Annotated in this window: 11 protein-coding genes; 5 read left to right on the top strand and 6 right to left on the bottom strand. The window is 56.0% G+C overall.

The annotated features are described in order from the left end of the window. The 3 genes from MRBBS_RS03225 to hslU all read left to right on the top strand — a co-directional run bounded on the left by MRBBS_RS03225 (position 1) and on the right by hslU (position 2615). Complete coding sequence (locus MRBBS_RS03225; RefSeq protein ID WP_014869987.1) at positions 1-627, top strand: SPOR domain-containing protein; 627 nt, start codon at positions 1-3, stop codon at positions 625-627. 116 nt (positions 628-743) lie between these two features. Continuing rightward, a complete protein-coding gene (hslV, locus tag MRBBS_RS03220) occupies positions 744-1274 on the top strand; it encodes an ATP-dependent protease subunit HslV (protein WP_014869986.1) in 531 nt (176 codons plus the stop codon). Between the two features lie 12 nt (positions 1275-1286). Continuing rightward, complete coding sequence (gene hslU / locus MRBBS_RS03215; protein ID WP_014869985.1) at positions 1287-2615, top strand: ATP-dependent protease ATPase subunit HslU; 1329 nt, start codon at positions 1287-1289, stop codon at positions 2613-2615. A gap of 54 nt (positions 2616-2669) precedes the next feature. Here hslU and MRBBS_RS03210 read toward each other — a convergent pair whose 3' ends face one another. The 3 genes from MRBBS_RS03210 to MRBBS_RS03200 are packed head-to-tail and all read right to left on the bottom strand — an operon-like array spanning position 2670 to position 6818. Beyond that, on the bottom strand, positions 2670-3938 hold the full coding sequence (locus MRBBS_RS03210; protein ID WP_014869984.1) for a patatin-like phospholipase family protein: 1269 nt from the start codon (positions 3936-3938) through the stop codon (positions 2670-2672). Between the two features lie 21 nt (positions 3939-3959). Then, the gene (gene ptsP, locus MRBBS_RS03205) at positions 3960-6272 is read right to left on the bottom strand and encodes a phosphoenolpyruvate--protein phosphotransferase (protein ID WP_014869983.1); all 2313 of its coding nucleotides are present in this window, start codon (positions 6270-6272) and stop codon (positions 3960-3962) included. Between the two features lie 18 nt (positions 6273-6290). Then, positions 6291-6818, bottom strand: coding sequence for an RNA pyrophosphohydrolase (locus tag MRBBS_RS03200; RefSeq protein ID WP_041635050.1), 528 nt, complete (start codon positions 6816-6818; stop codon positions 6291-6293). Between the two features lie 196 nt (positions 6819-7014). On the opposite strand from MRBBS_RS03200, the gene MRBBS_RS03195 reads away from it, so the two are divergent. After that, on the top strand, positions 7015-7671 hold the full coding sequence (locus MRBBS_RS03195) for an HAD family hydrolase (RefSeq protein WP_014869979.1): 657 nt from the start codon (positions 7015-7017) through the stop codon (positions 7669-7671). 37 nt (positions 7672-7708) lie between these two features. Here the strand turns inward: MRBBS_RS03195 and MRBBS_RS03190 are convergent, their stop codons facing one another. From MRBBS_RS03190 to MRBBS_RS03180, 3 genes are all read right to left on the bottom strand, one after another. After that, positions 7709-8905 (bottom strand): class I SAM-dependent rRNA methyltransferase, encoded by a 1197-nt coding sequence (locus tag MRBBS_RS03190; RefSeq protein WP_014869978.1) that lies wholly within the window; start codon positions 8903-8905, stop codon positions 7709-7711. A gap of 9 nt (positions 8906-8914) precedes the next feature. Beyond that, entirely contained in the window at positions 8915-9304 is a 390-nt protein-coding gene (gene gcvH / locus MRBBS_RS03185) for a glycine cleavage system protein GcvH (protein ID WP_014869977.1), read from the bottom strand. 80 nt (positions 9305-9384) lie between these two features. Continuing rightward, a complete protein-coding gene (locus MRBBS_RS03180; protein ID WP_014869976.1) occupies positions 9385-10317 on the bottom strand; it encodes a LysR family transcriptional regulator in 933 nt (310 codons plus the stop codon). Between the two features lie 147 nt (positions 10318-10464). Here MRBBS_RS03180 and metE point away from each other — a divergent pair, with 147 nt between their 5' ends. Beyond that, positions 10465-12792 carry a 5-methyltetrahydropteroyltriglutamate--homocysteine S-methyltransferase gene (gene metE, locus MRBBS_RS03175; RefSeq protein WP_014869975.1) on the top strand — a complete coding sequence of 776 codons (2328 nt, stop codon included), beginning with the start codon at positions 10465-10467 and terminating at the stop codon, positions 12790-12792. Positions 12793-12827: the final 35 nt, after the last annotated feature.

Below are 12827 nucleotides of genomic sequence, written 5' to 3'. Positions count from 1 at the left end.
ATGTCGCGAGACTACGCCCGCAAATCGTCACCCAACCAGGCCACTACGCCTCGTCAAAAAGCGGGCAAGCCTGCCAGCACCCGGGCGCCGAAAGCCGCCGCCCCGGCGCGAGCTCAACACGGTAACCTGTCGATGAAATCGGTATTGGCACTGGCGGCTGTGGGCGGTTTCATCGGCTTTATTGTGTACCTGAACAGTTTGCCTGGCAGCGAGGCACCCGCCAAAGACGCAGCGCCCACTGAGCAGAAGGCACCGGCCAAAACACCAGCGCTGATAAAACCGGAAATCGCCAAACCCCAATTCCGTTTTTACGAAATGCTGCCGGAAACCGAGGTAATGCCTTCTACGGTGGACGAATACACGCCTAGCCCAGGGCGCCCGCAAGTCGATTACCTGCTGCAGTCCGGTTCGTTCCGCAAAGCTGAAGATGCCGAACGCCAGCGCGCCGAAATCGCGTTCCAGGGTTTACGCGCAGCGGTGCAAAAAATCGATCTGGAAGAGGGCAATGTCTGGTATCGGGTGAATGTCGGCCCGTTCACATCCCGCAGCCAAATGAACGCTGCTGTGGACAAGCTGGTGTCTATCAGCATTCAGCCGCTGGTGCGGAAAATCCCCAAAAAGAGCTAGTCTCTTTTAATTCTGATGCGTAAATCTAAAATTAAGTGCTGAACGTTCTGCCTTGAAAATTGCGGCGCTGCCTCCATAACTGCGCTAACACATTCGATCAGGCAACTGGAGCCCACATGACCACCATACTTTCCGTACGCCGTGACGCCGAAGTCACCATGGGCGGTGACGGCCAGGTGTCCCTTGGCAATACCGTAATGAAAGGCAACGCCCGCAAAGTTCGCCGCTTGTACAACGGCCAGGTTTTGGCGGGCTTTGCTGGGGGTACCGCCGATGCGTTCACCCTGTTCGAGCGCTTTGAAGCGCAACTGGAAAAACACCAGGGCAACCTAACTCGCGCCGCAGTGGAGCTGGCCAAAGACTGGCGATCAGACCGGGCGTTACGAAAACTCGAGGCCCTGCTGGCGGTGGCCGATAAAACCGTCTCACTCATCATTACTGGCAACGGCGATGTTATAGAGCCAGAAATGGGCCTGATTGCCATTGGTTCCGGCGGCCCTTTCGCCCAGGCGTCTGCCCGCGCGCTGTTAGAAAACACCGACATGAGTGCCCGCGAGATTACCGAAAAAGGGCTGATCATAGCGGCTGACATCTGCATTTACACCAACCAGAATCGCACCATTGAAGTGCTTTCTGCCAACGATTAAGCCGGAGCGATCATGTCTGCACTGACTCCTAGAGAAATTGTCCTCGAACTGGACAAACACATTGTTGGCCAGCAGGAAGCCAAGCGCGCGGTAGCGATTGCCCTGCGCAATCGCTGGCGCCGGATGCAGCTCAACGACGAGCTGCGTGAAGAAATCAGCCCCAAGAATATTCTGATGATTGGCCCCACCGGTGTCGGTAAAACCGAAATTGCCCGGCGCCTGGCCAAACTGGCGGACGCACCTTTTTTAAAAGTGGAAGCGACTAAATTTACCGAGGTGGGTTATGTGGGTCGCGATGTCGATTCCATCATTCGCGACTTGGCTGATATAGCCGTAAAAATGCTGCGGGAACAGGAAATGAAGCGCCACGAAAACAGCGCTCTGGACGCCGCGGAAGATCGCATTCTGGACGTCCTGTTGCCACCTGCGCGGGATGTCAACAACGATATCAAGCCGAAGGAAGAATCGACCACCCGCCAGATGTTCCGTAAAAAACTGCGGGAAGGCGAGTTGGACGACAAAGAAATTGAGATTGATCTGCGCAACAGCGGCGCCGGTGTCGAAATTATGGCACCGCCGGGTATGGAAGAAATGACCAACCAGCTGCAAAGCATGTTTGCCAACATGTCCCAAGACAAGCGCAAAACCCGCAAGATGCGGGTGGCTGATGCTCTACGTCGGGTGAAGGATGAAGAAGCCGCCAAGCTGGTAAACGAAGAAGATATCAAACAAAAAGCGGTACAAGCTGTTGAACAAAACGGCATCGTTTTTTTGGATGAAATCGACAAAGTGGCCAAACGCTCTGACAACAACTCCGCGGATGTGTCCCGCGAGGGCGTTCAGCGTGACCTTCTGCCGCTGATTGAAGGCAGCACGGTCACCACCAAATACGGCGCTATTCGCACCGATCACATCCTTTTTATTGCTTCTGGCGCTTTCCACATGACCAAGCCGTCAGACCTGATTCCAGAGTTGCAGGGCCGCTTGCCGATTCGGGTCGAACTGCATGCGCTAACGCCAAACGATTTCAAGCGCATTCTGACAGAGCCGGATGCCTCATTGGTGCAGCAGTATGAAGCATTGATGGGCGCCGAAGGCCTGAAGCTCAGCTTTACCGACGACGCCATTACCCGCTTGGCAGAAGTGGCGTGGAAAGTGAACGAGAACACCGAAAATATCGGCGCGCGACGTTTGCACACGATGTTGGAAAGACTGTTGGAAAGCCTGTCATTCGATGCCGGCGACAAGATCACGGAAGAGTTCGAAGTCACCGCCGAGTACGTCGAGGAGAAACTTGGCAAATTGGCGGAAGATGAAGATTTAAGCCGCTACATTCTGTAGCGGGCGATAACTAAAGCCGCGACCAAGGTAAAAATGCATTCTGGTCGCGCGCTATCAAGATCGGGCCTTTTCTGTCTGCCCGGTAACACTTTGCAAGCCGGCCGCCCGCCGGCTTTTCTGTGTCTGCGACTTTGCCTTTAACGTGGCCGGTGGTAACTCGCCAAACAGACTGGTGCTGACTGTGCGATCTGTGTCGTTCAAACAATCGTGGCGCAGAGCAATGCCGTATTTCGCCAATTTGGGTTCCAGTTCTGCAGCACGAAGGCGCAAATCGCGTCGAGTAGCCTGGTAGGCGTGTTCGCACAGCAAACGCCGGGATTCAAAACTGAACACATTGGAGCCAAACAGAATGGCGTCTTCGCTGCGGGGCTCAAACAGCACAATGTCCTTATCCGGATAGTCCTGGGCGTAACGGTCTATCCCGGACTGCATGCGCGAATGCACCATGGTGCGGTAGGTTTGCGCCAGCACATTTGGCATGCCAGAGCGGGTCATCTCGCCGGCTGCCAAGGTGCCGGCTTTCATGGCGGCAGTGGCGTCTAGCGGTACCTGAGGATTGATTGCCAGCACCAAGTCAGCCTGATGATCGAACGCCACCGATGCGTGAAGGCCTTTACGCAGGGTTCCATCGACGTAGTAATGGCCGTCTATTTCCACCGGTACGTAAATGCCAGCCGACGCCGTGCTGGCCTGAATGGCTTTGGAAATGGGCACGGCGTCAAACCCCGGCGCACCAAAACACACCGACTTCGAACTCTCCACATCGGCGACCACAATGAACAGTTGGCGCTTGAGTTGGCGAAAATCGTTGGTGCGGCCCAGCATGGTGAACGCGCGCCTTAAGTAATGGTGCAGGCCTTCGTTATTGAACAGCCCGGCGGGTGCGGCTTGAGCCAGAATGGTCAAGGCTTCCAGCAGGCTTTGATCGTAGGGGTTGTGAAAGAAGCGGGTGAGCGCGGTGGTAATCAGCCCCGGTATGGCCAGTAAACGGCGGCCCATTTCAGCGAAGGCCGGACGGTAAAAAACACCGGGATGAAACGGGTGCAATTCGGATTCGTTGCGCACAAAAATTCGACACAGCTGGGCGGTGGTTACCTGGTTCACCAGATGAGCCGCCACAAACGACCCTGAGTTTACCCCTACGTAAACATCCAGATCATTGAAATCTAGCCCTTCCAGAGCTTCGTCAAGTGCCCTCAGCGCCCCTATTTCGTAAATACCACCAATCGGGCCTCCGCCGCCTAACGCCACACCGATTCGGGGTTTTTTGCCGTTCGCTGCGGTCGTCGGCTTCGGTTTTTTTGTTAGTTTGCCATTACTCATAACTTGGCCTTCTCGAGTTATTCAGGCAGATGCCGAGGCTACCTCTGCCAACGTTTTGCCAGTGGATTTTCCGGGCCGCATATAGCGGCCAAAGCCGGCATTACGCAGCGCCAAGTCAACACAGCTTTTGATTACATGGGGCGAATCAAGCAGCAGGATGTCTGCTAACAAATTTGTCGCCCACTCAAGGCTGACACTGCGAATCACCGATTTTACTTTTGGCAGGCTGGCTGCGTTCATCGATAGTGAATCGTAGCCCATGGCCATCAGCAATACGGCGCCGCCCGGGTCCCCCGCTAATTCGCCACACACACCCACCGGCTTGCCCACGGCATGAGCGTCTTGGGCAATACGTACCAGCGCCTGCAGCACAGCAGGATGGTAAGAATGGTACAGCGGGGCCACACGGGGGTTGTTACGGTCTACTGCCAATAAATATTGGGTTAAATCGTTGGTACCCACCGACAGAAAATCCACCCGGTCGGCCAATTCGCGTATCTGATATACCGCTGCCGGCACTTCGATCAACACGCCCACTTTTGGCATGTGGATGTTGTAACCGTCTTTACGCACTTCGTGATATACGCGGTAAATCAGATGAAGAGACTCTTCTACTTCGGAAATATTGCTGATCATTGGCAGCATGATCTGCAAATTGTTCAGGCCTTCGCTGGCCTTCATCATCGCCCGCACCTGCAGCTGGAAAATCTCCGGGTGATCCAGGGTGACCCGTATGCCACGCCAGCCCAGAAACGGGTTTTCCTCTTGGATGGGGAAATACGTCAGGCACTTGTCGCCGCCGATGTCCAGGGTGCGCATGGTCACCGGGTTAGGCGCAAAGGCTTCCAACTGCTCGCGGTAGTATTCGCGCTGTTCCTGTTCCGAAGGGAAGCGATCTTTAATCATGAACGGCACTTCCGTGCGGTACAGACCAATGCCTTCGGCGCCGTGAGTCAGCGACCGCACCACATCGGTCATCAACCCGGTGTTTACCAGCATTGATACCCTGTGATGGTCGGTGGTTTCACAAGGCAAATCGCGCAGGGCTTCGAGACCCCGAATCAGCTCATTTTCTTCGTCGCAGATAACTTGGTAATAAGCGCGCAGATCCGCCGATGGCGACGCGAAGATCTGACCTTCGAAGCCGTCGACAACCAGTTCCTTGCCGTCGAGCTGATTCACGGGTATGTCGACCAGCCCCATTACCGTGGGTATGCCCATAGCGCGGGCCAGAATAGCCACGTGGGAGTGGCTGGAACCTTTCACCGACACCAATCCCACCAACTGGCCCTTGGGCACTTCGCCCAGCATAGCGGGGGTGATCTCTTCACTCACCAATACGGTGCGTTCGGGGTATTCAAGGCTGGCTTGCTCGCCTTCCTGCAAATGCGACAACAACCGCCGACCCAGATCGCGCACGTCTACCGCCCGCTCCTGCAGATAATGATCATCCATCATCTCGAAATTGCGCACGTACTGCTGCACAACCTGTTTCAGCGATCCTTGGGCCCAGTTACCTTCGCGAATTTTGCCGTTAACTTCGTCCGGCAGGGCTTCATCGCTGAGCATGCGTAGGTACACATCAAACAACGCCTGCTCCTGCGGCCTCAGCTGCGAGGCCAATCGTGCTGCGACCCGCTCGATGTCCCCGCGCACGGCACTTACCGCGCACTGGAACAGGCCCAGTTCGTGCTCAATATCATCCGTGGTTTTTTCTGGCACAAGGTCCAGGTCTGCCGCCGGGTAAACGGTTACACCGGTGCCAATGGCCACGCCGGGTGCTCCGGGCACGCCGTCAAAACCGATGTCATGCGCTTCCTCGCCGGTGAGCGACAAACCACCAATGGCGCCCGTGGCCTCGCTGTGGGCGATCACCCCGCTGAGCTGAGCCGAGATAGTCACCATAAAGGCTTCTTCGCCTTCATTAAAACTGCGCGAACTCTCACGCTGCTGCACTACTAGAACACCCATCAGGCGGCGATGGTGAATAATGGGCACACCCAGAAACGAGCGGAAGCGTTCTTCGCCGGTTTCAGGAAAGTAACGGTAACGAGGATGGGAAGGCGCATCCTCCAGATTAATCGGCTCTTCCCGCGAGCCCACAAGGCCCACAAGGCCCTCGGAATAACCCAGGCTAACTTTGCCAACGGCTTTGCGGTACAGCCCTTCAGTGGCCATCAGTACGTAGCGGTTGGTAGCAGGGTCTAGCAGATACACCGAGCAAACTTCGGTGTTCATGGCTTTTTGCACACGCGAGACAATAATGCTCAGCGCCTCCTGCAGGTCGCGGGCGCTGTTTACTTCCTGGACGATCGTTCGCAATGTACTCAGCATGTTGGGATTAGCCCGTCGTCATGATTGTTCCTTCGAGCGCCGGTTGTGCTCGGCACGTCGCACCTGCTCCATGTTGTGGAACAGCCGCGGCGCCAGTTCGCGCAGCGCACGTCGGTAGACTTCTTTTTTGAATGAGATCACCTGCCCCAACGGATACCAGTAGCTTACCCACTGCCAGCCGTCGAATTCCGGTGAATCGGTTCCATCTACGCATACCTGCGCGTCTGGTGAAAGCATCCTCAACAGGAACCATTTCTGTTTTTGCCCTACACACAATGGGTGCGAATTGTGGCGAACCATCCGCCGCGGCAAGCGGTATCTTAACCAGCCTCGCGTACAGCTGATAATTTCCACGTCGCGGGCACACAGCCCGACTTCCTCCCCAAGCTCCCGGTACAATGCCTGTTCCGGTGTTTCATCCTGATGAATTCCGCCTTGCGGGAACTGCCAGGAGTTTTGGCCTATGCGCCTCGCCCACAACACTTGCCCTTTGTGGTTGGCCAGAATGATTCCGACGTTGGGTCTGAAACCGTCTGAGTCGATCACGGTACAGTACCTCGTTAATAGTCGGTTAACCGTAGCAAAATGCGACGGTCAGGTTTTTCCAAGTTGCTCTCATTCTTGCAGAATCCCAAGAAATCGGCAATCACGACTGTTTGCGTGCGGCCATGATAAACTGCGGCGCACTGCAAGACGCTGGCAAGTGCCGGTTTTCAGCCACCTTAATCACCGAGGCAGCACCATGACTCTGGCCATATTCGATCTGGACAACACCTTGCTGAATGGCGACAGCGACCACGCCTGGGGCATTTTTCTGGCGGCGCAGGGCATTGTAGACGCCGATGTACACCGCAAAGCCAACGACCGATTTTATCAGGACTACCTGAACGGCGAGCTGGACGTGTTTCGCTATCAGCGTTTTGTGCTGGAACCCCTGGCGCAGTTTTCACAGGACGAGCTGCACACCATGCACGGGCGTTTTATGGTCAGCCACGTGCAACCGATGTTGCAAACCAAAGCCGCCGAGCTGCTACACCAGCACCGCAGCCAAGGCCATACACTGATGATTATTACCGCCACCAATCATTTTATTACCAGGCCAATCGCCGACCTTTTGGGCATTGAGCACTTGATTGCCACCAACCCGGAAGTGGTGAATGGCCGCTTTACCGGAGAGGTGTCGGGCACGCCCAGTTTTCAGGGCGGAAAGGTAACGCGTCTGACGCAGTGGCTGAGTGAAAACAATGAGTCATTGGACGGCGCCTGGTTCTACAGCGACTCCATCAACGACGCACCACTGCTAGAACAGGTTGCGAATCCGGTGGTGGTCGACCCGGATTCGCGCCTGGAAGCCATGGCCCGCGAGCGCGATTGGCCCGTTATGTCGCTGCGGGACTGATTCCCCCAGCGAATTTTTAGGCGCTGGATAGCCGGGACTATAAAAACCCGGTTAGCGAACGCACAAAACAGGATTTGATGTAATCGGTTTCCGCAATGCCCGGAATGATCGGGTGGTCCGGCGCCTGATGGCCCTGCTCCAGCAGCTGCACAAAGCGGTCAATTTTGCGACCGCTACCGCGGATAATGTCTACCAACTTTTCCTGGGACAAGTGCATAGAGCAAGATGCCGACACCAGTAAGCCGTCCCGCTCCAGCAGGCGCAAACCCAGCTGATTCAGGCGCGCATAAGCTTGCTCACCGGCTTTCTGGTCACGGCGGCGGGGTATCAGTGCAGGCGGGTCTAGCACCACAATGTCGAATTTCTGTTTTTCATCCGCCAATGCTTTTAACGCGTCAAAGGCGTCGCCTTCAATCGTATCAACATTCGTCAGTCCGTTCAGGCGGGCGTTGTGATGCACCGACTCAATGGCTGACGCCGAGCTGTCTATGCAGGTCACGCTGGTGGCGCCTGCACTGGCGGCTTGTATGCCCCAACCGCCCACGTAACTGAATACATCCAGCACCCGCTTGCCCGGCGCGTAGGCCTGCAAACGCGCACGATTCATACGGTGGTCGTAAAACCAGCCGGTTTTCTGCCCGCCCGCCAGCGGCACTTCAAACTTGACGCCGTTTTCTTCCAGTTGAAGCATTTCAGGGGCGCTGCCGTGGGCCTGCTCCACATAGCTTTCCAGACCTTCCACTTTGCGCATTTTGCCATCGTTCTTCAGCACAATAGAGCTAACTTGGGTCAGCCTTTGTATTGCCCGTACAATGGCGTCCTTCATCTGTTCCATGCCGGCGCTGGAAATTTGCACCACCACGGTGTCCCCAAAGCGGTCAATCACCAGCCCGGACAGGCCATCACTGTCACCAAACACCCAGCGGTAAAACGGCTTGTTAAACAGCCGCTGGCGCAATTCCAGCGCAACTTCCATGCGCTGGGTAAGCCGTTGCGAAGTCATGCCATGGGTTGGGTCACGGCTAATCAGCCGGCCACAAATCAGCGCATGGGGATTCACAAACACGGTGCCCAAAGGCTTGTCGTTCGATGCGCGCAGCTCTGCCTGAACACCGGCTTCGAAGCCTGTCAGCGGCGAGCGCTTAATATCCACTTCATTACTGTAGACCCACAAGTGGCCTGCCCGCAGTCGGCGCTCGGCGCCTTTGCGGAGGTATAATACCGGGAAATTCATAAAAGATTGTTACTCCGCTGCGACCAGGTCGCTGTAAGTGTCTGCATCCATCAGGCCATCAAGCTCGCCGTCGTCGGTCATTTTCACCCGAAACAGCCAGCCTTCGCCGTAAGGGTCTTCGTTCACTTTTTCTGGCTCGTCTTCTAACAACTCGTTAATTTCGACCACTTCGCCAGTCACCGGGCTGAATACGTCTGAGGCAGATTTAACGGACTCCGCCACGCCGGCTTCTTCGCCGCCGGTTACGGTAGCGCCCAGCTCCGGAACCCCAATATAAACCACGTCGCCCAACTGCTGTTGGGCAAAATCGGTTATGCCCACGGTGGCCAAGCCGCTTTTATCTACCCGCACCCACTGGTGGGTTTCAAGGTATTTCAAATCAGAGGGAACATCGCTCATGGTCGAATCCTGATAAGTTAAAATAAGTTTTTAGTAACGGATTGGCCGCATTTTAGCTGAACAAGGGGCGTCTCGTCTGGCTAATTCGTCAATACGACACCTGATAAAACGCCTGGCGCAATGCCCTGCCAGCGAACCTCTGTGGCCAGCTTCAGAAACGCGCTGAGGTAATCCACATTGCGGTCGCGCTCGCGACAGCCCAGAAAGATCTGTTTACCGATGCCCGTTTCGCCCAGCTGTACCGGCACAATGGACATACGCTGCTGGTATTCCTGCACCAGCCAGCGAGGCAGAGCCGCTACACCGCGGCCGGCAGCGACCATCTGCAACATAATATCGGTGGTTTCGATGGTTTTGTGCCGCGCCGGGCGAATGTTGGCCGGAAGTAACAGATGTGTGTATACATCCAGGCGCTCCACCGCCACCGGGTAAGTGATCAGAGTTTCCGATTCCAGATCTTGCGCGCTGATCCAATCGTTGTGTGCCAATCGATGGCCACTGTGGACCACCAGCACCTGCTCGTAATCGAACACCGGTTCAAACACCAGGCCTGGCCGATGCAGCGGGTCTGGCGTTACCAGCAGATCAATGTCATGGCCAAAGAGCGCGCCAATACCGCCAAACTGAAATTTCTGCTTTACGTCTACGTCTACCGTGGGCCAGTGCCCCAGATAAGGCCCCACCACTTTTAACAGCCACTGATAACAGGGATGGCATTCCATACCAATTCGCAGCGTGCCTGCCTGGCCGCGGGCGAACTGATCGATTTGCAATTCAGCATGCTCGAATTGCGGCAGCAAACGATTCGCCAGAGCCAGCAGGTATTTGCCCGCCTGGGTCAGCTGCAGTTGCCGACCTTCGCGCAACCATAAAGGGGTGCCTAGCTGCTGCTCCAATTTACGGATGGAATGACTCAGCGCCGACTGGGTCAGGTGCAAGCGCTCGGCGGCGGCGGTCAAGGAGCCACCCGCTTCGACGGCCCGCAGAACCTCCAGATGGTTACGTTCAATCACAGATCTGCTCAATCATAGCTCAGCCTAACGTGAATAAAATTCATGGATACGTGAAATAATACCATTATTTTTCATAACTCCTCAGCGGTAATCTGATTGCTCATAACCAATAGCAATCAACACACACGCTTTATTCCGGAGATAAATATGACCATTACCCACAACCTGGGTTTTCCCCGCATTGGCGCCCAGCGCGAACTGAAACTTGCCCAGGAAGCTTTCTGGCAAGGCAAACTCAGCGCAGACGAGTTGCAGTCTGCGGCAGCCTCTTTACGCACCCAACATTGGCAGTGCCAAAAGGTGCAGGGGCTGAGCTGGGTACCCGTAGGAGACTTTTCTTTATACGACCAAGTGCTCGACATGAGCGCTACCCTCGGCAATTTGCCCGAGCGCGCCAGCGCCGCGGACGGCACCGAGTTGGATCATTACTTTCGCGTGGCCCGCGGCCGTTCGGCCAGCGACAACGCCTGCGGCCCTGCCCATGTCCATGCCGGTGAGACGAACGAGTGTCACGCAGGCGAAATGACCAAGTGGTTCGACACCAACTACCACTACATCGTGCCAGAGTTTCACGCCGACACGGAATTTAGTCTGAACGCCGATCGCCTGGTTGCACAACTGGCTGAGGCTCGCGCGCAAGGCGTTGCCGCAAAACCGGTGATTCTTGGCCCGGTATCGTATCTTTTTCTGGGCAAAAGCAAAGACGACAGCGACCGCCTGGACCTGCTGGACAAACTGCTGCCGGTGTACGGCCAACTGTTGCAAACCCTGGCGGACAATGGCGCCAGCTGGGTACAGATTGACGAGCCGGCGCTGGTCACCGAACTCAACAGCGACTGGCGCCATGCCATTACTCTGACTTACCACCGGCTAAAATCTGCACCTGTAAAACTGTTGCTGACGACCTACTTTGGTGAGCTGCGGGAGAATTTGCAGTTGGCCTGCGAACTGCCAGTGGCGGGCCTGCACCTGGACGCCGTTAGTGCACCGGCGGAAGTTCAACGCCTGGTTGACTGGTTGCCAAGCCACAAAGTGCTGTCGCTGGGAATCATCAGCGGTCGCAACATCTGGAAAACCGACCTGACAGCAACACTGGACTGGCTGGAGCCAATACAACAGAAACTGGGTGACAGGCTATGGCTAGCGCCTTCCTGTTCACTGCTGCACGTGCCGGTGGACCTTGCCCAAGAAACCGAGCTTGATGCCGAAGTACACAACTGGCTGGCCTTCGCCCAACAGAAACTGGAAGAACTGAACTTGCTGGCCCGGGCCTTGACCCACGGCCGCGACACCGTTGCTGCAGAACTTAGCGCCAACGCTGAAGCGCTGGCCAGCCGGCGCCGGTCACCGCGGGTGCACAACCCAAACGTGGCCTCATCGGTGGCGGCGATCACGCCCGAACTAGGCCAGCGCAAGAGCCCGTTCGACAAGCGCATTGTGCTGCAACAGCAGCACTTGAATCTGCCGGCCTTTCCAACCACCACCATCGGATCTTTTCCGCAAACCGCTGAGATTCGCCAAACCCGACTGCAATTTCGCAAGGGTGAGCTGGACGCCGCCGCTTACCAGGAGCGCATTCGCGAGGAAATCGCCCACTGTGTCCGCCAGCAGGAAGAATTGGGACTGGATGTACTGGTGCATGGTGAAGCCGAGCGCAATGACATGGTGGAGTATTTTGGCGAACAGCTGGAGGGCTATGTCTTCAGTCGTTTCGGTTGGGTGCAGTCTTATGGTTCCCGCTGTGTGAAGCCACCGATTCTGTTCGGCGATATCTCGCGGCCAAAAGCGATGACGATAGACTGGATAAACTACGCCCAGTCGCTTACCAGCAAGCCGCTTAAAGGCATGCTGACCGGCCCGGTCACCATTCTGAACTGGTCCTTTGTGCGCGACGATCAACCCCGCCGTGACACGTGTTTGCAGCTGGCGCTGGCCATTCGCGAGGAAGTACAAGATTTGGAGGCAGATGGCGTGAAGATTATCCAGATTGATGAAGCCGCGCTGCGCGAAGGCCTGCCATTACGCCAGACCGATTGGGACAGCTATCTTCAATGGGCGGTAGACGCTTTCCGCATAACCGCTAACGGCGTGAGTGATCAAACCCAGATTCACACCCACATGTGCTATTCGGAGTTCAACGACATTATTGCTGCCATCGCCCGCATGGACGCCGACGTAATTACCATTGAAACATCGCGTTCTGACATGGAACTGCTGAACGCTTTCAAGAACTTTGACTACCCTAACGACATTGGTCCTGGTGTTTACGACATTCACTCCCCGAACATTCCGCGGGTCGATCAGATTACCGGCTTGATGAACAAGGCAGCAGAACGGATTCCGGCGCAGCGGTTGTGGGTAAACCCGGATTGCGGCCTGAAAACCCGCCGTTGGGAAGAAGTGCAGCCAGCGCTGCGGGCCATGGTAGACGCCGCCAAAGAGCTGCGCCAGAAACTGGCAGAGCAAGCCGCTTGAAATAGGGCGGAGTAAACAAGGATTTAGTAGGCAAG

The organism is Marinobacter sp. BSs20148 (assembly GCF_000283275.1).
Classification (GTDB): domain Bacteria; phylum Pseudomonadota; class Gammaproteobacteria; order Pseudomonadales; family Oleiphilaceae; genus Marinobacter; species Marinobacter psychrophilus.
The sequence above is the reverse complement of the archived record's forward strand: the minus strand, read 5'-3'. Positions and strand labels throughout refer to the sequence as shown.